This window comes from Desulfosporosinus burensis (assembly GCF_054657535.1).
The window spans coordinates 1-23,167 of record NZ_BAAHYN010000023.1; the positions used below are offsets into that span (position 1 = coordinate 1).

Sequence of the window (23,167 nt, forward strand, 5' to 3'; positions counted from 1 at the left end):
GCCCGATGTTAATATCGATTAAACGTTTAATAATTAACTCTTCCGCTACTTGCTCAATCTCAACACCCCCAGCCGCAGAGGCAATCAATAACGGCTTGCGGCGTGCCCCATCATACGTAATCGCCAAATAAAGTTCCTTTTCAATGCTTAGTTTTTGCTCGACGAGGATTATATCGACCTTAAGTCCCTTAATGTCAGTTGCCAAGAGTTCCCGCGCCTTTTCACTAGCCTCTTGAGGGTCCGAAGCAAACTTAATTCCACCGGCCTTACCCCTCCCCCCAGAGAGAACTTGGGATTTAATGGCGACAGGACCGATTTGGGCAACAAACTCTGCTACCTCTTCGGAACTAGTAAACACTCGTCCCTGGGGAACTGGGATCCCGTTATTCCTAAAAATTTCTTTGGCCATGTACTCATACAGTTTCACCTAGATAGCTCCTTTCAGCGTACCTTAATACCTTAGTGAGTGAGCGAACGTTGGTCTGCATTATAGCTCGGTTTATAAACTTTTCAAAATATTTGTTTCTTGGTAGTTCTATGTCGTTAGAGCGAATACCTTCTCAAAACATATATTTTGTATACATTATTATGAGCGGAGTGTAACGGGAGAGTGGAGTGTAACGGGGACGGTCCTTTTGACACATTTTTGAAGGGCCGTCACTCTTGATCTTACACGTGCCCTTACATTGCCTTTACATGCTTTTAAATGTTAAACCTCTTACATGTTGGCATATTATGGCATATTAAAAAGCGACCCCAACTGGGCCGCTCCATTCATTGATATAATTTAATAATGTTAATCCTTAAGTGCTTTATACTTATCCCAATAAACCGTTTCCGTCAATACTTCGCCGCCAATACCCATGTTACTATATTCGTGCTCATCTAGGGTGACAGTAAACGCTGCCATCGGAATACCTAAAGCTTTAGAAGCAGCTTGGCTCATTCCATGAATTAAGCTCCTCTTTTGATCAATGGTCAGGGCAGGTCCATCAAAACTAATCATTGGCATTTACAAAAGCACCTCCGCTAATTCATTTCTTAACTCTCATATAAAATCCCCATTAAAGCCACAAAACATGTAAATTATTTTGGCTTCTTTAGTCCTTTTTGTTTTTACCTAATTTGGTAGAAATGCCCTTCCTAAATGTCTAAATGTAAATGCAGAATCTGTAGTAAATGAGTGCAATCCAACGGACAAATGTCGTGTGGGGACAGTCCTTGTGTCAAAAGGACCGTCCCCACGACCCCACGAAAGGACCGTCCCCACGACACGCCTAAATCTTCTTAGTCTTGCAGACAGGACAGTTCTGCAAGGCCAATGGCACCTCAAGCCCACACTTATCCATCAAGTCTGCATTGACTAGAATTTCAGAGGTCACCCCATCTGCTGCAATCTCTCCGTTTTTGATCACGATGGTCCTATCACACATCTCGAAAATCATATCTAAATCGTGACTTGTAATAATTTTTGTGTGTTTAAAGCTCGTCAGCAGTTCCATGATCCTCCGCCTTGATTTCGGGTCCAAAGCAGCTGTGGGTTCATCCATCACCAAAATGTCTGGTTGCATTGAAAGCACAGAGGCAATAGCGGCAGATCGCTTTTCTCCGCCTGATAATTTGAAGGGCGCGCGGTCTTTTAAATGAAGGATTCCAACCAACTCCAAAGCGTTAAGGACGCGCTTGTCGACTTCCTTTTCGTCAAGCTTGTAATTACGAGGCCCAAAGGCCACATCATCATAGACGGTACTCATAAATAACTGGTCGTCAGGGTCCTGAAAAACCATACCCAGGCTTTGGCGAATCATGGGAAGCGTCTTTTTTGTGACATTAACGTCTCCCACACAAACTTCTCCTTGGTTTGGAAATAGAACCCCCATGAGCAACATTAGCAGCGTCGATTTTCCTGCTCCGTTTGCTCCTATGATTCCCACCGACTCTCCATGATAGATACAAAAGGACATCCCTTTGACTGCTTTATGGTCATCTGGATAACTATAATGCAGATCCTTGACCTCAAGTTTATGATGACTCATCTTATCACTCCCGTTATCAGTGAACCTATTAACATCGGAATATTGTAAATCCTCGCCGCCGCAAAGAATAACACCCATCCTGCCAGATAAGCCAAATCCCAGACTCTAATTTCTTTGAAGCCCCCTGTATGGTACTCCCCTGCAAAACCTCTTAAACACATTGCTTCGTAAATACGCTGTGCTCTGTCAAACGTGCGGAGGATAAGCTGTCCAGCCAGTGACCCCCAAGCGCTCCTGTGGACGCCCTTTTGTTCCGGAGCTCTTAGTGAATACGCCCTTAAGGTCCGAGCTACCTCCTCCATCAGGACTGAGATATATCGATAGGTTAATAGCAGTTGGAGTACAAATATACGCGGAATTTTCAACATCCTTAATGCCCCTGCTAGCCGGTCCATTCCCGTGGTAGCAATAAGAAGAAGGGCGGCGGTTACTGTTAATCCGCTTTTTAACAAAATAGAAAGAAAGGTGATCCACCCTCTTGAGATTTCTCTTCCACCCAGCAGATAGATTTGATGGTCGAAGAAAGGGTTTAGTATACCTATTCCAATAATGAACGGTGAAACAAGTAAGATCCTTGAAAATATAGGTTTAACTGGAAGTTCTGCCAAAGTAAAGACCATCACCGGGTATAATAACAAGGGCAGCAAACCGCCAATATCATATCTTCCAAAGGATACAACCACAGTTAAGTAAATAACTGTGGTTAATAATTTTATGAGAGGATGTAGCTTGTGTATCACGGTTTCCTGCCGGGCCAGATCATCGAGAAGCCGCATATTATACAATGAATTCATGATGTTCGCCATATCAACAATCCAATCTTAAGCACTTGCTCCATTCTTCCTTCGCTTCAGCAAACTGATGCCCGCACCCACAAGGGCGGCTAAGGCAAGCGTCATCCCGCCACCCACTAATCCCGCTGTACTCGTTCCTCCACTCACTGCAGGCCAAGTTTCTTCGCCTTTTCCAGCACTTTGTTCCGTTTCATTTTCTGGTGCCTTAAAGGAATAATCAGGTAGAAAGGATGTTTTCGTCTGTATGTCAGACAGCTTCTGATGTATGCCATCTGGCGCCTCCAGTTCGGCTGTACCAGCAGTCTTTAGCATGGCCCATTCCAAACCATCCGGATTGGAAGAGGCAAACCAAGATAACCCTACCCCTGTAATCAGCGCAATTGTGACGAGTCCTGCAACAACCTTCTTTATGGAGACATTGCCTATAGCTTCTCCTGAGGCGGCCTTTTCAATAATTTCTGGCCGCGAGTTCCAAATATACGTTACAATAGCTGCTGTGACAAGACCTTCTACGACGCCAATCGCAAGATGAATCGGCTGCATTAATAATACAAACGTCCCAAACGGTAATTCGGTCTTGCCGGAAAAGAACGTTTCTAGTACGACTCCGAAAGCACCCATCTGAAGGCCGATGATAGCCGTAAGCATTGATGCACCAAATATTCGCTTAGTAGAATACCCTTTTCGCATGAACCATTTATAAAGCAAGGGGTAGGCAATAAAACATGGAAAAAAACCAAGATTAAAGACATTACTACCTAAGGCCAGCAAACCTCCATCTGCAAAAAACAAAGCTTGTATCGTGAGAACTGATGCCATAGTCAGGAAGCCCGCATACGGACCAAGCAATATAGCAAGAATTAAACCTCCTCCAAGATGTCCGCTGGAGCCTGTTCCCGGTATTGAGAAGTTGATCATCTGGGACGCAAAGATAAACGCTCCCATAACTCCCATTAAAGGTACTTTCTTTTCATCCATCTCGGTTTGAATCTTCTTAATCGAATAGGCCGCAACACCCGCTGTTGCTACCCACATGGTACCACCTACTATAGGTGAAATCAAGGCATCTGCCATATGCATAAGTATCCCCTCCTAAAATATTATACATCCATATCTTATTCTTTATCTTTTTCGAGCTGATGATTTCTAAAAAGTTCGATATTTTTTAATGAAGTATTACTCTCCCCCTTCCTCTTAGATAAACAAAAAAACCACAAAGTTGACTCTAATGAGTCAAACCTCCATGGTTTTTGCAAACACCTTCATGGTCTTGCTCTACATATATTTTACTTAATATTCTACAAGCATTCATAGATTTCCTGCAAAGTAAAAAAAATTACTTTTAAAAATTCTCATATCCCTGATTTCCCGGAACGTTTGCACATAGGCAACTTTCATAACTAACCTTCGCCTTGTTATAGATAGTATCGAAAAACATCTTCCCTAAGAGTTCTTTGATCCGCCCTAGCTTGACTGGTTCATTATGTATCTCACTATTGATTTCTTGCTCTTCATCGGATAGGAAAGAGTAGCTCTGATCTGGATGTTGCTCAATATACCTGGTCTGTTCTAAGCGAGCTAGGGATTCCTTGACCGCGTTTTCCAGAGGTAAGCGTTCGCTATGAATACTGGGTATCAGCAGGGTTGCGACGTTATTCGCTGTGGCTTTAATCGCCTCGATACTCTTAATCATATAGAGAACCGTTAATACTTGTACATCAAATTCCAGCAATCCTTCATTATTGCGCGCTCGGTCCTCGGCCCGGGCAATCGTGCTGGTAATAGAGGAATCCAAGAAACTGCGGATCGAAGGAATACTTTGCGGAACTTGTCGTTCTGCAAAGGTACCTGGAACCTAGGCGGAACGACAAGAACGACAAACAGACGGCTCACAAGCATGTTCCGCCGAGTACCAAAATAGTAAGCCTTCCAATAAACTGGAAGGCTTCTGTCTTTAGGCGGAGGCGTAGTGTCCTCTACACTGTAGGATATAAATCTGCTCATCATCAATTTCATAGATAAGTCTATGCTCAAGTGTTATCCTTCTGCTCCATAAGCCACATAATTCATGTTTGAGAGATTCAGGTTTTCCTAATCCTTCATTTCCATTTCGTTCAATGTCTTGAATAACTTCATGATCCTACCTTATTTTTTATTTTCTGATATGTACATGCAGGAATTTACAATTATCAAGAACTGATTGTCAAGATAATTGTTGCATTAAACCTGTTATTAAGACAGTTTTAATCTGGTCTCCAATCCTTCCCCATCAGAGTTAATTATTCACCAGTTTACTGGTATAGCTTTCTTTGGGTGAATCAAAAACATCCACCACAGACCCATGTTCAATAATCCTTCCCTTGTACATGACATATACCCTGTCGCCAATTTTCCGGGCCAGAGCAAGGTCATGTGTGATATACAACATGGCAAAACCCTTTGAATTCTGCAGTCCCTTGAGAAGCCTCAATACATTGGCCTGTGTGGATGGGTCAAGCATGGAGCTGATTTCATCAGCAATCAGAAGCTTAGGTTCCATGACAAGGCTTCTCGCAAGAGCTACCCGCTGCCTTTGTCCTCCACTTAAGCTATGACATTTTCTTGAGATAAACTCTTCATCACCGGGAAGTTGAACATCCTTTAGCGCCTGCCTCACTTTGTCAAGTCTTTCATCCTTTGTTCCTAGCTTTAATATATCAAGAGGCTCCCTGATCACTTGTGCAATGGTCAAATGTTCATTGGTGGCTGTGAATGGGTCCTGAAATACGATTTGTATGCCACTTTTACGGCAGGTAGCACTATTCCCTTTAACCTTTTCACCTTCAAACACAACCTCTCCTTCATCTGCCGTCAATACTCCCGTCAGAATACCAGCAAGGGTGGTTTTACCTGAGCCTGATTCTCCAATTAACACTACCACTTCTCCTGAGCGGATTTCTATGTCACAGTTATCGCAAGCCTTAACAGTTTTCCCTTTAAACACAAAGCTTTTATGAATACCTCTTCCTATTAAAAGTGTTGCAATACCTCCACGGTTGCAAGCCACTCTTCTTTCTATCGATATATATTCAAGCTGCGGTAGTTTTGTCTTGCATTCTGATACCTTTTGGTTGCACCGGTCATAAAATGGACATCCTTCAAGGCTGTTCCTATCTGCTTCCCCTGGTATACCCCACAGGTCACGGTACGGATTTATGGACGGGGATGCGTGAATCAGCCCCCTTGTATAAGTGTGCATGGGATTTTCCAAGACATCCTTTGTTAGGCCTTCTTCCACGATGTGCCCCCCATACATCACCATAACTCTGTTTGCAAGCCTGGCAATGATTTGCATTTCATGGGATATTACGATTAAGGCAAATTTCTTCTCTCTGTGAAGTCTTGACAAAAGCCTTGTAATTTCATCTTTTGCAACAGCATCCAGGGCAGTTGTCGGTTCATCTACGATTAAAACCTCAGGATCGCAGGACAAAGCCATGGCAAGCAACACCCTCTGTCGCATACCTCCTGATAATTGATGCGGATAATATGTATTCCATCCTGCATCAAGACCAACCAGTTCAAGCAATTGGGCGACTTTTTTATCTGCGTCCTGCCCGGTCAGTAGGGTATGCCGGAGCAGACACTCCAATATCTGTTCATGTACCGTCAAGACAGGATTTAGAACATCCAAACTGTTTTGAAAGACAATGGCAATCTTTCCCCAGCGGTAAAGGTTCCTCTCCTTTTCCGAAAGGCTGTTCAAATCCTTATTTCCGTAGTAGACTTGGCCATCAACCGTGGTAGGCTTCGTTAACAACCCCATCATGGCCATGGCAATAGAGGTTTTCCCGCTGCCTGATTCACCAATGATGCCAAAGCTGCTCCCCCTGTCCAGGTTAAAGCTGACATTGTTGACAGCCAGAGTTCTTATTTTATCTGAGTGATAGCAAACCGAAAGGTTTTCTACCCTTATGATCGAATGCTCCATTATGCACCTCTTCATGTTTTCGAATTGATTATTTTTTCAATATCCCTGCTGATAAATGCGATGGCAGTAACCAGAAGCATAATTGCAGTAACTGGACTGACCACCCACCATTTCCAGTAGTCGGTGAAGTATATCCCCTTGAAGTTGATGGCATGGTTCAAAATCAAGCCCCAGCTTTTTGAAGTAGGGTCTCCCAACCCTAAAAATGCCAATCCCGCTTCTGCAACGATGGCTCTACTTGTAAGTCGGATTACACTCACCATGACAAGGGGAAGTATATTGGGAAGGAAGTGTCTCAGCGTCAAATGCCAAAAGCCGGCTCCATAGCTTATTGCTGCTGTAACATACTTTTCCTGCTTTACAGACAATACCTTTGACCGGACAATCCTCGCCGGTACAGTCCATGAAAACAGAGCCAATACAATAATGATGTTTCTGACACTGGGTCCGAAAAAGGCTCCCAGGACAATCATCATGGGCAAATCAGGCAGGACAATCACCATGTCGGTAATACGCATGATCATTTTGTCCGTCAGCCCGCCAGAGTATCCCGAGAAAATGCCGATGATGCTTCCACCTATACCAGCAAGCAAGGCTGTACCAAATCCCACGATAATACTGATTCTTGCTCCGAAGCAAACCTGTGCCCATAGGTCAATTCCCAAATCATCAGTACCCAGCCAATGTACTGCTCCCGGAGCTTCAAGAGAACCTCCTGAGGGGATGTTATAGGGATGAAAGGATAGCCAGCCTGAAAATATACCTAAAAACAAGACCATTAAAACAACTGCTAGACCCATTTTTCCCATTACGGTTAATCTCTTTATACCTATCATTACGTGCTTGACATACTTCATTTAACTCACCCTCGGGTCCAATCTACTATAAATGATATCTGCAAGAAGATTCATGGTCAGGACCGTAACCGCTACAAATAAAAAAATCCCTTGAATAAGTACATAGTCTCTTACCATGACGGCTTCTCTCATCAAATAACCAACTCCTGGATAGTTAAACACATTTTCCACCAGTATTGTACCGCCGAATACAGCGCCAAGGGACAAGAATATCCTAGTTACAATTGGCAGCAGGGCATTTTTGAGCGCATGGCGAAATATGATGCGCCTTTTGCTGAGTCCCTTCGCCCGTGCAGTTTTCATATAATCCTTTGTGAGCACCGATACCATGCTGTTTCGTGAAAGGAGGTAGAACTCTCCTAATCTGACTATGGATAAGGTCAGCACCGGTAAAAAAGCATGGTGTAATATATCTGTTATTTGATCAGCAAAGCAGCTATAGTTTGCAAAGGTTTTCATGCCTCCGGATAGCGGAAACAATCCCAGCTTTGCTGCAAGGATAAAAAGAAACATTATACCAATTAAAAATGCCGGAATTTCAGATATTGCAGTTATGAAGGAATACAATACCTTATCAAACACCCCGTTTCGGTACCATGCAGATAGGCTTCCAAGCACTGTACCTATCAGGCAGCTTATTAAAATAGCCACTATAACAATAGCAACAGTCCACAGCATCCTTTTTCCTATAAGATTGATAACACTGTTATTATAATAAATGCTGTAACCGATATTACCCTTCAGAAGGTTTGTGATATAGCTTGTATATTGAACAACCATTGGTTTGTCAAGTCCATAGTAAGCCTTGTATTTAGCTATTTGTTCCTCTGAATAAGTTATGGTAATCTGTCCTTCACTTGATGACAAAAAAGTAAAGGGATCCCCAGGCATCAGTCTGGGGATAAAAAAGTTCAGAGAAATTATTACAAAAAAGGTCATAAAATACTCAGAGGCTTTTCTTAGTATGCTTATTCTCATTTACTACTTCACATCCAGATAGGAAAGCTTGTTGTGTGTTACTTCATGATGGTCGAACATATATTTCCACCCATCATACTTTGCAAGCTTGAACACAATATATCCGGTTGTATTGTATAAGGGTATTTGCGGGATTTCTTCAGCAATAAGCTCCTGGATCTTGAAAACAAGGTCTTTTCTTTTTGCTGGATCCATCTCGTATAATTGCTGCTTGCACAATTCGTTTAGCTGGTCATTACTATACCCAGGTATTACAAATGATGTTCTTAAAAGGTCTGCATCACCACCCCAACCACCATGGCCATTCAAAGCAATTTCATAGGTTCCCTTTTTTATAGCAGCATCTCTGGTTTTTGTGTCTACGCTGGTAATGCTTATATCAATCCCGGCTTTGGCAAGGCTTATTTTGAGAAGCTCTGCTATTCTTAATTCGTCATTGGAGTTTCCGGTTAAAAGCTTAAAGGAAAGTTTGTTTCCCTTGAGCAGTTGCTTTGCTTTTTCAATATCAAATTCATAGTTTCCAGCATTGGAATTGCTCCATATATTCCCTACAGGAAGATATCCTGCATTTCCCGGTACTGCCGCTTTCCTTGCCACCTTTTCCACAAGCTCGTTTTTATCTATCGCATAGGCAAAAGCTTGACGAATTTCCTTATCTTTTAACTCAGTCCTTTTATCCATATTGAAGATGAGACGATAACCCCAAAATGCAGGGTTTTGCATTACCTTATACTCTTTGTCGTTTTGGTACTTTGAAAGAATATCCGTAGTAATACTCCCGGTCAGATCTATTTCACCCTTGTCAAAGGCAAGTACACTATCACTGACAGGTACAAACTGCAAGGTATCCACCTTTTGCTTTGGTCCCCAAAAATCCTTAAAGGCTTCATATTTATATGCCCCTTGCTCCTTATTGTAATCCTTGAGCACGTAAGGTCCGGTACCTATAACTGCCTCGGGCGTATTAAATTTTTGCGGGTCTTCTACCTTTTCCCATATATGCTTGGGAATAATCCTTGTGTTCCCGATTTTACCAAGAAGAATTGCCAGTGGTTTTTCCACTTTAAATCGTACTGTTTTAGCATCCACTACTTCGACCGACTGAATAAAGCTTTTGTTGTCAACCGTCAAATCATTGGATACAGGAGGATGCTTTGCAAAATACTCGAAGGAAAACTTTATATCCTCTGCTGTCATTGGCTTGCCGTCCTGCCATTTTACATTTTCCTTGAGGGTAAAGGTATATATAAGTCCATCCTTTGAGATATCCCATTTGTCTGCAAGCCAAGGAATATAGCCTTTTTCTCCTCTTTCCAGCAAACTGTCAAATATCAAGGTCATCTTGTAAACTCCCGGGCCTCTGGAATAATGGCTGAAAGGTGTAGGATAACCCCAGTCCCCTCCTTCAAGGCTTATAACAACCGGCTTATTTGTATTTTCACTTTTACTCTCTGAAGGCTTTGAATTACTGCATCCTGCAATCCCTACAGTTGTCACAAGCACTATTGCCATTACTGTATTTAGTATTCTCTTAAACATGTTGTTCCTCCATAATTTCAAATTTTCCAGTACATCCATGCAATCTTCGCATCAATTATTTCTTTAACCTGGCCATTTTTAGAAATTTTCCCAAGATAATCGGCTAAATACCCCTTTTGTTCCTTACTTAAGGTCTGTTATTAAAACCCTGCTTTCTTAGTTCATTTCAGATTCTTAGGCAACCGTAAGAAGACTCGTCAAAGTGGATATTGTCGATGGCATTCTTAATATATTTTCTTCCTGACTTGGTCCAGCTACACAATGACTTTTGTAATAGGCCGTTGACCGTGACAATCCTAAAAAGTCACATTGATGCTTAACCGTGATCTTTGGATTCTTGGGCTCGATTAACTCCTTCTTTTCTTTATTACTGAGATTTAATCTTGTTTTTTTAATGAAATATTACTCTCACTTCCTCTCAGATAAACAGAAAACCACAAAGTTGACCCTAATGCAATCTTCGGAAGAGTCTTAAGTTCCGGATAGGCCAACATATAGGGCCTTCCCGTCGGCGATTTCTTTTCCATATCCTCTATGCCAACGACCGATCAGTTCCATTGGCGTAAATAACCATGAATTTGAATCTAATAACCACAAATAAAAAACCATAGAAATCATAGGCGCCGTGTTGCCGCCCAATGACCTCCATGGTCTTATTTACAATGATTCAATTTCATTTTTTAGCATTTGTTAATTAGTGTATTCTACATTAACTTTGAAATCCCTGCTTAACGTGACAGCATTTTACCTTTCATCATACCAAAAGCAACAGCCGCCATTGCCCCACCAACGCCAAGTATAGCCAACATACTGACACCGCTGGCTTTATTCTGTTTTCCTTCTTCGCTAATCTCATAAGCTTTATACTCTTGGGTATTTCCTTTTTGTTCACCAGCGGTATTTTGTTCCTGTGCATCCTTAGCTGTTGGTTTAACCTGCTCTTCGGAAGCAGCAGGTAAGTTGCCAGCTGCTGCAACCGCTGTTGGTGTTTGGGCTGTCGCCTCATCTTGTGTATTTTCCATTGAGACTGTTTGCCCCTGCGTAGCTGTCTGCTGTGGCTGTTCTATATTTATTGGTTCAGGTTGGTCATCTACCACTTTATCCAAAAGCTGAATTTTTTCCTCAACTTTATCAGACGAACTACTATTACTTGTAGTTGTCGGAACAGATTTAGTTTGCATTGCGATATTTACATTTTGTTGTGTTGCATCCGCTAGTGTTTTTTGAAACAATTCACGTACCCTGTCATCCAAGGTAGAAAACTGTGCCAACCACTCATTCATTAAAATATTTTTACAAGTATGGTGACAGCACACTACCCCATAATCAACCATAGTCTGCATATAAACATTACTCAACTGCGTCAAGTCTTCCTTGGATGCTTGCCACATTCCCTTGCGCGCTGCTTCCAATTGGTATCCTATCATTGCCTGTAAGGCATAGGGGTCAAGTTTGGCTCGTACTGCATCGTTAAAAATGTACGTAGCTGCAAGGTCATGCCAAGCGTTATCACTGATAGCACCTGTTGTTGCGGCAATCAAAAATACATTGCCTATCCACTTAGCCAGAGTTGCCGAACCAGCATAGCCTTCTTTCAGCATTGCTTCTACGAACTTTGGATTCAGAAGACGGCTGTCCAGTTCTTGAGACACAAACTCTCTAAGTGTCTGAATTTTTAAATTATCTACTCCTAAACGAGTATTAGCGATATAAGCGTCCACATCTTTACCTGAAGCCCATTTGGCAGCTAACGTCAGTCCCCCTAAATACTGAGCGACATCATCATTATCGAGAGCTCCATATGTGGAATCTCTAACTTGAACTGTCGCTTGGACATTTTTCAAGACACTCTCGAAAGTATCTTTTGCTGCTTGTCCATAAACAGGAGTTCCATCTTTATCAGTACCATAAATATACGCTGACCGGGTTAGGTAAGTATCTACCAAATCTTCACTTGTGTTCCAACTTTCAGTTGCTCCTATCTTCGCGGCAAGACCATTCCCATAGGAGCCTGGCGCTTCACTGTATACTCTTGATGCCGCTAGAAATTCTGCATCATCTGTACTTTTGCCCTGACTCAAGTATTCACTCTTCAATGTCTCATAATGCTTTTTGATATAGTTGTCTTGACCATTGTCAGTATTTATTGCTAGTTCTCGAATTGCTTTATCGAGCAGCGTCATTACATTGGAGAAAGTATCCCTGAAAAGACTAGAAGCCGTAACAACCACATCAATTCTCGGACGTCCTAAATCTTGGCTAGAAGTAATCTTATAACCAGTCACCTTACCCGTAGCATCCCACACAGGTTCAGTCCCTAGTAATCTCATGATCATAGCAACACTTTGACCTTTTGTTCGCATTGTCTCGACCGCCCACAAAACAACACCCACGGATTCCGGGTAAGAACCATGCTTCGCATAATAAGCAGCCAATAAGTCATCTGCACATTTTTTACCAATTACCCATGCTGTTTTATCTGGAACTTTACGTGGATCAAAAGACACCAAATTTTTTCCCGTTGGCATTACACTTGGATCTCGCACTGGATCATTACCAGCATTAGGAGGAATATAACCGGCATTAAGCGCTAAAAGAAGCATGTCCATTTCTTGTGTGGTATTCTGCAAATTAGCTCGGATCTCTGCTTCCAAAGCGCTGCGGGTTGCTGGATCATAATTTACAATGGCTTTGACCATGCCTTCAAAAGCGTCTCCTTGAGGCGGCACCCCAAAGGTATGCAAACCTAAAGGAGTCACATCTGCTTCTAAGTCATCCAAATATTGTTTACATTTTTCTAACGATGAATCAAAATTTTTATCGAGATCATCGGCACTAACCCCAACCTTTTCCCCTACTCCTTCATTTACCACTAATATTTTTACCTTGACTTTAATCTTTTCGATATCTTCAGCAGGTAAGTTATTCACAACTGCAGTATCATATTCATTGGCTAGATCATGAAGTTCTCTAAGATTACCATAAAGTTCTGTATTCACTAGAGCTGACGTCAAATGGTCTATCAGTACCGCATACCCTCTTCTTTTGGCTTGAGTTCCTTCGCCAGGGTTATTTACGATATAAGGATAAATATTTGGCATATCCCCTTGCACAATATCTGGCCAATCTTCTCCTGATAAGCCGACAGATTTTCCCGGTAACCATTCTGCCGTACCATGGGTTCCCAAGTGTATTGCCGCATCTGCTTTAAACTCATGTTGCAACCACCAATAAAAGGCCAAGTATTGGTGGCTTGGAGGTAAAGTTGGTGAATGGGTAATTTTAGTTACATCCTCTCCCCACCCTCGCATGGGCTGCGGTCCAAAGAAAACATTACCATTGATAACACCCGGGATAATTATTTGCTCATCCTGTACCATGACTTTTCCGGGAGCAGCTCCCCAATCCTTTTCCACTGCTTCACGCAGCCCGACAGGAAGCTGGTAGTACCAGCTAAGATATTTGTCCAAGCTAATTTTGATGATTCCCTCTTGGGCAGCGAATTTTTCCAGTTCACCAGGCGCCCAACCGCCAATATTACGTCCTTTGTTAAACATCTCATTAAAAACCTTTTCTTCGGTGATTTCTCCTTCACTGCTTAACGAACCATCTTGGTTCACAGTATAATCATTATTTTTAAAAGCCTTTAATATTTCTGTTAAACTCCTTGGTACATTTAAATAAGAAGCCCCAATGCCATCTTTACCACCATCATGGTTATAATAAATAATCGCTACTTTCTTATCCTGATTCTCCATCTTGTGTAGTTTAGCCCAATTTGTCGCCCTTCCTGCCACCCGTTCTATTCGGTCAGGTATGGCAACTTTTTTATTGATAATTGCGCCTGTTGCTTCATCGACATTTAAAGTCTTATACCCCCCCATTAATACTGGTTCAATTCGGCCGTCCAGCTCAGGCATGGCTACATTCCAATATATGCTGCTGGAAGTGCCTGCTGGATCACTTTCCCATTTTTCTAAATCACTCGCATAAATTGGCGCTAAAACAGGTACATTCATTTCTTTAAATAAATCTATGGTATTTTGTTGATTTTTTGAGTCAAAGGCAAAACCCATCGGACAGATGAAGGTATCTATTGCCGGTTCTTTCTTCCCGTCTCCATTTAAATCTCTGTAAAAGTAACTACGCACAGAGTCATTTTTTTTACTCGAAGGGGTAAATATTAAAACAACATTATTACCTTTCTTTTCCAACGATTTTAATAGTTCTGTCGTTAAGTCATAATCCCCATCGATATAAGCAGAATCGTAATCCATAATGCCAACCCAAGGTGCTGAGGGATCATATCCAGATCGGCTTGTATACCAGTTATAATAATCCTCTGGATTTAAAAATGTCCCATTACCCTGGGCATCAGGATGGTAAGCGAACGTCCCTCTACTCCCAATGGGAGTTAAATCCTCGGCTGTCGTCACATCTCCTTCTCCGTATTTAGAAGCTAAGAATAACAATAAACGCTCACAGTTATCTGTACCTCTTGCACTAATATAGTTTGTCAGTGCCGTCAAATCGTCCTTATTAATATTTGCTTGGATCGGTAAGTCTTTAACAATATTTATTGCGAAACCCTCCGTGCAACCTTGGGTAAAGATTGCAGGTGCCTTCCCATTTTTCCATTCTGCCTCCCAACTGTCACTTAAAATAGTATGAAAGTCCTCTGTTCTCGTATCTGAAATCATTTGCACTAATACGACATCTGCATTTTGCACCGCTTGCTGCACTTTAGCCGTATTGGAAGCTAAATCATCTGCAGAAAAAATTCTCAATCCAAACTGGTAGGGCGGGTTTCTTTTCTCCGTCAGGTTATGGTAAGCCTCCACAAGCGGTGACACAAGAGGTTTTGAACCTGTAATGATCACCACATTTGTAGGATAACCATTAAACACCTCAACTTGACACTGAATACTGATCTCGGAACAAACGACAGTAATCGTTGTTATCCCGACACTAACTGCCGTAACCAGTCCATTCTCATCCACTGTCGCTACTTCTGGCTTGTTGCTACTCCAAGTTACTGTCTGCCCGGTCATTATTTCATCTAATTGATTATAAACGGTTGCAAGAACAGTTTTATTAGCTCCAACGACTATTTTTACACTGCTGTTATCTAACTCAATCTTAGTTACCTTTGCCTCTTCTACCGTAACTTCACATACGGCTTCTACCCCGTCACAAGATGCTGTAACTGTAGCCGTGCCCTCACCAATAGCTTCCACTAATCCATTTTGGTCCACTGTAGTAATCTCGGTTTTGTCGCTGCTCCAAGTCACTGTCTGCCCGGTCATTATTTCACCAAGCTGGTTATAAACGGTAGCCTGTACAGTTTTACTAGATCCAACTGTTATTTTTACGCTGCTGTTGTCTAGCTCAATCTTACCTACACTATGATCCTCAGCATTAACAATAGGTGATAAAAGACTTAAACACATCATAAACAACATCAAAATCGCAAAAGGTTTTCGATACCTACTTAGCGTGTTCTTTCTTAGCATGCTCCTTTTCCCTCTCCCCCGTGTTCTTATTTACCTTCATCTACCGGTTGCACCATAATTAACTTACCTGTTTTAGGGTCTTTAAACACAGTCCCCATTTCTTCAAAGCCGCTCCCTGTTTTTGAGTCAACTTGCGGTAAGCTTTCCATTTCTTTTCCTTGTTTTACATCAATAATAGCTTGTTTTGGTTTACCGGCACTACCACTAGTAGGACTGACATTATAAACATTAACTAACGCAACTAGTAAACCTACGCTAAAAACAAACATAACATCCGCTAGATTAGCCAAACTGCTTAATGGATCAAATTCTTCCTCCGATTGCAACTTTCTTCCCCGTTTGCGAAACATACTCTCTCACCTCAATAATTGTTTCTAGAATTGTATCCAAATTATTCAAGTAACGTCCATACCAGCGCCGACGCACCTTGGATATGGTAAAGGCTAAACTGCCGGCAAAAACACCAATAATGGTGGCATCAAAAGAAACAATCAGGTACTGGGCCAGCATGTTAAAATCTCCTTTACCCAAGCCTACCAAACCTGGTCCTAAAGGAATCAAAGTACCCATTAAACCCAACAAAGGACCCATTTTAGAAATCAAGTCTGTTTTTTCGGTTCTTTTAGCAATTAAATCTTCTTGCTCACATAAGAGATTTTGAGCAACTATCCGTTGACGAGCTCCTTCTGCGGAAGCTAAGGTTAGGAATTCTGTGACAACTTTTTTTAGTTTAATAGGCAATTCGCTATTTTCCACATAAAGCTCAATGTTATGGGTTTCTGGTAATTTACTCAAAAACTCTTTTGTTTTAAACTGATGTATTTTTTTCTCCCCAAACTTTTCCCCGATCAGGGCACCTGTCTCGATTACAGCTGTCACTACAAAATAAAGTAAAAAAGCATAACAAGGTATCATTAAACTTTGGGAAATAATATGCATAATTTGATTCAAATACTGGGAACCAACCATAGCCATTTCCTAATCATCTCCTCCAACTTAAACTATTGAAACGGGTTAACATTTCTTTGCCAAACCCCAACGTAAAAAGAACAAAAAATCCAACTACAGATAAGAGTAATTCTTTTTTGGAACATAATACCATCGGTATAAATGTGTCTTGCATGGTTGCCACAATGTTAGGAATTAAAAAAGCAGATAACAACGTAAAAACACCTAAAAACAATAACCCTTGATGAAAAAAACTAGCTACGCCAAAATTAAATCGGGTCAAAAATCTACGTAAAATCCAGCTTACCAAGACTATACCTAAAGAAAATGCAATACCTGTAGCGATAGATACAGCATACAAAGGTACCTTTAAACCACCTGCCGTATAAATCACAGATATAACCAGTGCTCCAACACAAAAGGGACATGGTAAAAAACCCAGCCAATAACTAATTTTTTGTTTTTTCCCAGGGGTTTCTGTTTCAGAAGTATGTTCTAACCCTAAGTAAAGGAAAAGTAAACCTGTTATGCATGCAAAAGCAAATGTATATTTGTCAATAAAATGTCCAATAAGCTGATATTTCCCGTTAAAAATATAACTTAACAAAACAACAGAACTGCCAAAAATTGTTGCATAACCAGAAATTTTAGGTATGGTCAACCAGGAAGACCCTAAAACTAACCCTGTTTTGATGCTTAAAATGAGAAGGGCCACCAACAAACTAAGAATTAACATCTATTTCACCTCCTTCCGGAATAAGCCACTCGACGCAAAAAGCCTCTCAACCGATTGGTCAAGAGGCTAAAAATACTGATAAACATTTGTTCAGCACTAATAATACCTCCTCTATCGCTCGTAGAGTTATTGGCGTGTAGTATTCAGGCAGGTCTTCTGACTCTGGATCATCAATGTTTCATACCTTCCCAGACTCAACCAGTGGTATAAATGAAACATTTCCCCATCACAGCGGCGGGACCATGCAGGAATTACACCTGCTTCCCTTTTAAACCGAGGTTCTCAAACTTCGGTACCTAAATTTTCTAAGTATTTAGTTTTTATAGAATCCAGCGATATTCCACTCCTAATAAAAAATAAAGAGACAACCTCACATCACTAATCCTGAAGACAGCAATGTATCGGTTGTCTCGGACGGCGCGTTCTCCTCCGCTTTCAAGTCGCATTCGCATTTTTGAAAGCTGATCCCGCTTGAACAAGACATTTACCCTACAGGTCAGTTTCCCTCGGGAAACCATTTATGTACACATAAAAATATATAAAGCCCTCCAAAATATGAAGGGCTGAATTAAATAATTCCTGCCACCCATCCATCGTGAGTAAAGCATATGAGCAATCAGGTCTCCTGGCTCAGGTTCCTCGTTTAGTGCCTCCTTCCCAAGTCTCCTCAGTGGATGTGGCACAAACTCCCCGTTACAGTGGCGGGACCGCGCCGGATTTACACCGGCTTCCCTGTTATGATTTTTCGGCTAAGAAAAATCGCTTGCTCATCTATTAAATTTGCAAATTAAATGTATCACAAAGGCAATACACAGTCAAGTGCCGACCAACGGGCACCAGGCACAACACCCAGTGTCTACTAAAAGTGAAACTCCCCGCTTACAGTGGTGCGACCGTCAGGAATATCCATCATGGGTATAAACCTATTAAAAACGTCATAAAAAAAATAAAAAACGCAGAAGGGTTTAACACTTTTGTGTAGAATACTATTAACATAGCCAAATATTCATTATGAAAAAAAGAGACCATGGAGGTCTTGACTTGACATTAAGTCTGGTCATTCTTTCCATGGTCTTTTTCATTTTACAAAGGAGGTGATTATAGGCATATGAGCCCATGCCAGATGTTTTTCCATAGTTTGTAATGGAATGAATTCCACGTTCCAAAATACCTTCAAAATCTTCCTGCATCTTACGTGCGAAAATGTCAACTCATAATCCCTAAGGAAAGTTTGGATCCTTACGGAATACTATCAACTTCAGACCCAATGATATTCTGATCTGACCGTCACGATATCATTGGGTCTGACCCTAACTTAAAATGAACCTTTCCCAGGCATTTCTTATGAACTTGTTCTGGTAAAGCTTTGATAATTCTTAAAAGAAGGAGCTAACTGCAATGTGTGAATCAAATGCCTTTCTCAAAGATGGAGAAAACGAAGTGATGCTCATGAAGTCCGTTGATACCATCGAGCCCTATGAAGATGGCCTTAAACTCGTAGATATCTTCGGAAAACAAATGTTTATTAAAGCCAGAATTAAAGACATGACTCTTCTCAACCACCGTATTATTTTAGAAAAGATTTACAATAATATAACGTAGAGGAGAACCCTTTATGCATATCTCCGACATCTAGCACATCCTCAGAACTAGGCTGCTCGCCATTTTTTCTCTCCCCTTAACCGTCAATTTCACGCACCATTGCTTTGAGGGGCAATTTAATACAAACCAACACCCTGGGCAACTTTTTGTAGCCTAGGGTGTTGGTTTGAGTAAATAGTTATGTACTGCTTTTTCAGTTTACTATTGTTTAGTGAAGAGTCATGTTCTCGAACTCTGATAACAATTGGTTCCCCTCTGTAATATGGTTTTGTAAATGCTGAATGCTAGTTTTATCATTACTTTTTTGCAACTCTTTTATTTCTAGATTATGGGCATCCAGTGACCCCTTGAGGTCACTATAAAGAGTCAAAGCATCTATGAAGTGAATATCCCCCTGGCCCTTCATTTGTTCATAGCGATGTTTTATACTTGAACAACTCATAAAATTTCACCAATCCTTTCTACATTAATCGTAGTATGAGGAAAGGATGCTAACTTTATTCCTTGAAAGCAGCACAATATTTTCCCTCAAGGATCATGCCCAGCATAGTTAACGAACGGTATAGATTCTCGTCAAACGACGTTGTCCCACTACTATTGCTCGCATAGCATGTTTTAACAGACCTATCGAAGGTAGTATCTAAACATGCCAAAGTATTCTGTGTGTCTTTTTATTTATTTAATACGAGGACTCGCGACTCGTATGGTTCCACACATTCCGGACAGGCAATATGCCCATCACGAACACTCGCCCGCTGTTCCATTACTCCCTCACCGCAGAAAGCACATTGCACCGTTGGATTGAGTTTAGGACCATGGGGTAGGTCATATGCGATTTCCCGCCAGACAAAATGCTCTTCTGACGGAGTCTCCACTAGGTGCATCGAAATCTCTCCGTGCAGCTTATAAAATTCCTCAGACTCAGCTGAGCTTGCAGTGTTATCCATCACTTTGGCCCGTAAAGCTTGATGCCGTTCATTCTCCATAGTCCCATGCTTCAGGGCAACACGAACACCACGCCCATCCTGACGGCGTATGAAACTAAAAACTTGCTTCCCATGATCCAAGAACATAAGATTTCCTTTGCCAAATGTGCTTGAAAGTAACATCTGCACAGCATCCACTCCACAAGTATCGTTTTGTACGATGCTTACTATCCCGCTTTTCGGATTGTACGGCTCCCCCGCTAAGGAAGGAAGCACCTTTAAAGCGATCTGCGCGGCCTGGAAACCGATCGCCAAACCAGGGCAAATATGCCCGTGAAACGCTACACAACGTTCCCAATCCCTCTTCACTTGTTCCTCCATCTTTTCATCCACTCCCTCATTTTAGTAAAAAAAGAGACCACGAAGCTGGCTTCTGTATTGAAGCCAGACCTCCATGGTCAAATTTTTCCATTATTTATTAATCTATGGTTCTTCTACATGAATTTAAGAATTCCTTCTTTTTCTTACTTTTTTTAGACTCCGTTTGTTAGCCGAAAACATATGCTCATCTGATCAATTTGCTTTGCTGACGGGATAATTCTTCGAGCTCGTCATCAATATCCATAAGCTTAACCAGCCACTGAGAGCGCTGTTCCCTTTCTGATATAAATTTCCCTAAGATTTCTTCTCGCGCATCCTGTAGTACTTGCCTTCGCTTTTCCATCTCCTGTAGCTTGTCTTGGCGACTCACATGTCATGCCTCCTTCATGTGAAAATGAAATATCTTTCTTTCATTCCCAAATTTAGTAAAAAAAGACCATGAAGTTGACTTTCGTATTGAAGCCAGACCTCCATGGTCAAATTTTTAAATTATTTCGTTATTATTGCTACTTCTACAAAAATTGAGGAATCCCTGCTTTATCTAACTTTTTGGACTGTATAAGTTTACTGGAACCATAAAGATTGGAGTTAATTTATTCATTTCGGGCATATATCTAGCAGGAATTCATGAAATATTGTAGAATAAAATACATAATCATAGCCCGCAGGACCATGAAGGTGTTGCCAAGACCATGGAGGTCTGACTTTTGATAGTCAGTTTTCTTTGGTCTTTTTTTGATTTTTTCTAAAAAAGGGGGATTAATTGTATGTGTAGAGAGAAAACAAGGTGGGAAAAAGCAGTGGAATTCCATGGGCACGAATGCCCAGGACTGGCGATTGGCTATAAAGCCTGTGAGGCCGCGATCAAAAAAATGGGCATTCGGTTTTCTTCGGATGAAGAAATTGTATGTGTCACCGAAAACGATGCCTGCGGAGTCGATGCCGTACAGGTAATTACGGGCTGTACTTTTGGGAAAGGGAACCTCTTGTATAAAGGCACAGGCAAAATGGCCTTCAGCTTTTATAACAGGTCAAATGGTGAAAGCCTGAGAATGATAATAAAACCAATAAACGAGGAAATGGATCGCCAGCAGCGCCAAGAATACCTTCTGAACTCACCTGCAGAAGAACTCTTTAATTTCTCCAAGCCGTCGTTTGAGTTGCCCGAAAAGGCAAGAATCTTTACAACCGTAATTTGTGAGAATTGTGGAGAAGGTACTCCAGAGCATAAGATTCGAATTAATGACGGCAAAAAAGTATGCCTAGACTGCTTCAAGGACTATTCAAGAGGGTGGTAAAGAGATGGATATACAACATTACACCCGTCTATGGAGCGAGGGAAAGGTTGCCAAGGCATTTGGGACCTCCTTTTGGGACAACCGGGCGGATGAGTTCAATAAATTAGTTTCTCAAGGCACTCCTGACGAACGAACTCGCAAAATCGTTGAATTTATGTCACATAATAATCTTCTCACCGAAAATAGCAGCGTCATGGACATAGGCTGCGGTCCAGGACGGTTTGCCGTTGAATTTGCCAAAAAATCAACTGACGTTACAGGCCTAGACATATCCGATAAAATGTTAGACTATGCGCAAAAAAATGCCGCAGCCGCGAACCTGACCAATGTCTCGTTTAAAAACTTAAATTGGGATGAAGTCAACCTTGAAGAATACGGTTGGAAAAAAAGGTTTGACTTGGTTGCCGCAATCAACAGCCCTGGAATTCATGATCAAATCACCCTCGAGAAGATGATCGATGCCAGCAAGGGATACTGCTTTTTATCCAATTTTGTGGATCGTTCCGACTCTGTTCAGGACATTATTCGTACGGAAATCCTCCAGCTTAAAGATCCAAAATTTTATATTAATACAATTTACAGCATTTTTAATATTCTTTGGCTAACTGGCTATTATCCCAATATTACCTATGTCGATACGGATCGAGAGCATGTCCGAACCATTGAAGAAGCTTGTCTTTACTATGGTACACTCTTTGAAACTAAGAACAACTCAGGTGATCAGAAACAGACGTTAATTAGAAACTATCTCGAACAGATCTCTCAAAAAGGATTTGTGAGAGAGAGAGTTCGGACGAAAACTGCTTGGATCTATTGGAAGGTCTAATCTGAGAAAGAATAGACCTTCCAATGAAGAAGGGGATGTAACGATACTTTAAGTTTCGGCGCATCCCCTACTTAAATGAGAGACTTTTTATACAACATCTAAACAATAGCGTTTTCTAGAATCTGAGTTTTTTTCTATTAAAACACTTTTCGCGTCTTTTTCTAAGTTGTCTAACCCAATTGCCATTGTCTTCATACATCTCACCCCCTAGTGTTCTAATCATGCGTGTACCATTCACCGTCTTTGCCTCAGGTACACCGTAAAAGGAATTGGTTAACTGAGTAAGTATAGTAATTACTCGATTTTTCCTCACGATGAGCACGACCTGATAGCCCTCTTGTGTAGGATCTGGGGCTAAGTAGTACTTAGTGCATCCTTTCATTTTGTTCAATATACAAGCTACCTCATTAGCCTCCTCAAAAGAAACCTCGTGTGCAGTTTGTAACCACTCCTCCATAAAACGGTTAACTGTGAGTGGGTCTAACCCGAGTCTGCAGATAACACCTTCTAAACTATGAACAGTGGCTGTAATCATGACAATTCGCTCCCATACACTCTGTATTTATACATATCTACGCTTTAGAAATACACCCCTCAAGTGACTTACACATCAACTAATCGATGCTCTTGTGGACTAACATATGGTAATATTCAATTGTACAACACTTGCCTGCGCTCTTCCTTTTTGTTAATTTTCTCCCAGCGTCTCACCAGTCAGGCCTCTTTCATGAGAAAATAAAGAAAACTTGGCTGGCGCCAAGCC

At 41.4% G+C, this 23,167-nt stretch carries 22 protein-coding genes and 2 riboswitches; of the genes, 3 read left to right on the top strand and 19 right to left on the bottom strand.

Going from position 1 to position 23,167, the window contains the following annotated elements; genetic code table 11:
• The 16 genes from ACYQ3Q_RS26465 to ACYQ3Q_RS26540 all read right to left on the bottom strand — a co-directional run.
• Positions 1-427: ATP-grasp domain-containing protein (locus tag ACYQ3Q_RS26465; protein WP_459931409.1), on the bottom strand; the 427-nt coding region annotated here is incomplete at its 3' end.
• A gap of 369 nt (positions 428-796) precedes the next feature.
• Positions 797-1,012 carry a tautomerase family protein gene (locus tag ACYQ3Q_RS26470; protein ID WP_459931410.1) on the bottom strand — a complete coding sequence of 72 codons (216 nt, stop codon included), beginning with the start codon at positions 1,010-1,012 and terminating at the stop codon, positions 797-799.
• Between the two features lie 265 nt (positions 1,013-1,277).
• A complete protein-coding gene (locus ACYQ3Q_RS26475) occupies positions 1,278-2,036 on the bottom strand; it encodes an energy-coupling factor ABC transporter ATP-binding protein (protein WP_459931411.1) in 759 nt (252 codons plus the stop codon).
• Positions 2,033-2,842, bottom strand: a complete 810-nt coding sequence (gene cbiQ / locus ACYQ3Q_RS26480) for a cobalt ECF transporter T component CbiQ (RefSeq protein WP_459931412.1) — start codon at positions 2,840-2,842, stop codon at positions 2,033-2,035. Before cbiQ ends, ACYQ3Q_RS26475 begins: the two co-directional genes overlap by 4 nt.
• A gap of 15 nt (positions 2,843-2,857) precedes the next feature.
• The gene (locus ACYQ3Q_RS26485; RefSeq protein ID WP_459931413.1) at positions 2,858-3,910 is read right to left on the bottom strand and encodes an energy-coupling factor ABC transporter permease; all 1,053 of its coding nucleotides are present in this window, start codon (positions 3,908-3,910) and stop codon (positions 2,858-2,860) included.
• Positions 3,911-4,172: 262 nt separating this feature from the next.
• Positions 4,173-4,625 carry a hypothetical protein gene (locus ACYQ3Q_RS26490; RefSeq protein ID WP_459931414.1) on the bottom strand — a complete coding sequence of 151 codons (453 nt, stop codon included), beginning with the start codon at positions 4,623-4,625 and terminating at the stop codon, positions 4,173-4,175.
• A gap of 159 nt (positions 4,626-4,784) precedes the next feature.
• Positions 4,785-4,958, bottom strand: coding sequence for a Txe/YoeB family addiction module toxin (locus ACYQ3Q_RS26495; RefSeq protein ID WP_459931464.1), 174 nt, complete (start codon positions 4,956-4,958; stop codon positions 4,785-4,787).
• Between the two features lie 147 nt (positions 4,959-5,105).
• On the bottom strand, positions 5,106-6,800 hold the full coding sequence (locus ACYQ3Q_RS26500; RefSeq protein ID WP_459931415.1) for an ABC transporter ATP-binding protein: 1,695 nt from the start codon (positions 6,798-6,800) through the stop codon (positions 5,106-5,108).
• Positions 6,801-6,811: 11 nt separating this feature from the next.
• A complete protein-coding gene (locus ACYQ3Q_RS26505) occupies positions 6,812-7,657 on the bottom strand; it encodes an ABC transporter permease (protein ID WP_459931416.1) in 846 nt (281 codons plus the stop codon).
• Positions 7,658-8,635: an ABC transporter permease gene (locus ACYQ3Q_RS26510; RefSeq protein ID WP_459931417.1), complete on the bottom strand. Its 978-nt coding sequence runs from the start codon at positions 8,633-8,635 to the stop codon at positions 7,658-7,660.
• 3 nt (positions 8,636-8,638) lie between these two features.
• Positions 8,639-10,174, bottom strand: a complete 1,536-nt coding sequence (locus ACYQ3Q_RS26515; RefSeq protein ID WP_459931465.1) for an ABC transporter substrate-binding protein — start codon at positions 10,172-10,174, stop codon at positions 8,639-8,641.
• Positions 10,175-10,902: 728 nt separating this feature from the next.
• Complete coding sequence (locus ACYQ3Q_RS26520; RefSeq protein ID WP_459931466.1) at positions 10,903-15,636, bottom strand: cobaltochelatase subunit CobN; 4,734 nt, start codon at positions 15,634-15,636, stop codon at positions 10,903-10,905.
• A 77-nt stretch (positions 15,637-15,713) separates the two neighbouring features.
• On the bottom strand, positions 15,714-16,013 hold the full coding sequence (locus ACYQ3Q_RS26525) for a DUF2149 domain-containing protein (RefSeq protein WP_459931418.1): 300 nt from the start codon (positions 16,011-16,013) through the stop codon (positions 15,714-15,716).
• Entirely contained in the window at positions 15,991-16,662 is a 672-nt protein-coding gene (locus ACYQ3Q_RS26530) for a MotA/TolQ/ExbB proton channel family protein (protein ID WP_459931419.1), read from the bottom strand. Before ACYQ3Q_RS26530 ends, ACYQ3Q_RS26525 begins: the two co-directional genes overlap by 23 nt.
• Before the next feature lie 7 nt (positions 16,663-16,669).
• Positions 16,670-17,371 carry a DUF2162 family putative transporter gene (locus ACYQ3Q_RS26535; RefSeq protein ID WP_459931420.1) on the bottom strand — a complete coding sequence of 234 codons (702 nt, stop codon included), beginning with the start codon at positions 17,369-17,371 and terminating at the stop codon, positions 16,670-16,672.
• Positions 17,372-17,500: 129 nt separating this feature from the next.
• Positions 17,501-17,686, bottom strand: a riboswitch (cobalamin riboswitch).
• Between the two features lie 283 nt (positions 17,687-17,969).
• Positions 17,970-18,153, bottom strand: a riboswitch (cobalamin riboswitch).
• Positions 18,154-18,360: 207 nt separating this feature from the next.
• Positions 18,361-18,561 (bottom strand): hypothetical protein, encoded by a 201-nt coding sequence (locus tag ACYQ3Q_RS26540; RefSeq protein ID WP_459931421.1) that lies wholly within the window; start codon positions 18,559-18,561, stop codon positions 18,361-18,363.
• 208 nt (positions 18,562-18,769) lie between these two features.
• Here ACYQ3Q_RS26540 and ACYQ3Q_RS26545 point away from each other — a divergent pair, with 208 nt between their 5' ends.
• Positions 18,770-18,973: a CooT family nickel-binding protein gene (locus ACYQ3Q_RS26545; RefSeq protein WP_459931422.1), complete on the top strand. Its 204-nt coding sequence runs from the start codon at positions 18,770-18,772 to the stop codon at positions 18,971-18,973.
• Between the two features lie 671 nt (positions 18,974-19,644).
• Here the strand turns inward: ACYQ3Q_RS26545 and ACYQ3Q_RS26550 are convergent.
• Both ACYQ3Q_RS26550 and ACYQ3Q_RS26555 read right to left on the bottom strand, forming a co-directional pair.
• Positions 19,645-20,280 (bottom strand): FmdE family protein, encoded by a 636-nt coding sequence (locus ACYQ3Q_RS26550; RefSeq protein WP_459931423.1) that lies wholly within the window; start codon positions 20,278-20,280, stop codon positions 19,645-19,647.
• 184 nt (positions 20,281-20,464) lie between these two features.
• Positions 20,465-20,650, bottom strand: a complete 186-nt coding sequence (locus tag ACYQ3Q_RS26555; RefSeq protein ID WP_459931424.1) for a hypothetical protein — start codon at positions 20,648-20,650, stop codon at positions 20,465-20,467.
• A 397-nt stretch (positions 20,651-21,047) separates the two neighbouring features.
• On the opposite strand from ACYQ3Q_RS26555, the gene ACYQ3Q_RS26560 reads away from it, so the two are divergent.
• Together ACYQ3Q_RS26560 and ACYQ3Q_RS26565 are read left to right on the top strand one after the other, a co-directional pair.
• Entirely contained in the window at positions 21,048-21,578 is a 531-nt protein-coding gene (locus tag ACYQ3Q_RS26560; protein ID WP_459931425.1) for an FmdE family protein, read from the top strand.
• 4 nt (positions 21,579-21,582) lie between these two features.
• Positions 21,583-22,404 (top strand): class I SAM-dependent methyltransferase, encoded by an 822-nt coding sequence (locus ACYQ3Q_RS26565; protein WP_459931426.1) that lies wholly within the window; start codon positions 21,583-21,585, stop codon positions 22,402-22,404.
• 115 nt (positions 22,405-22,519) lie between these two features.
• Here ACYQ3Q_RS26565 and ACYQ3Q_RS26570 read toward each other — a convergent pair whose 3' ends face one another.
• Entirely contained in the window at positions 22,520-22,939 is a 420-nt protein-coding gene (locus tag ACYQ3Q_RS26570; protein ID WP_459931427.1) for a hypothetical protein, read from the bottom strand.
• Positions 22,940-23,167: the final 228 nt, after the last annotated feature.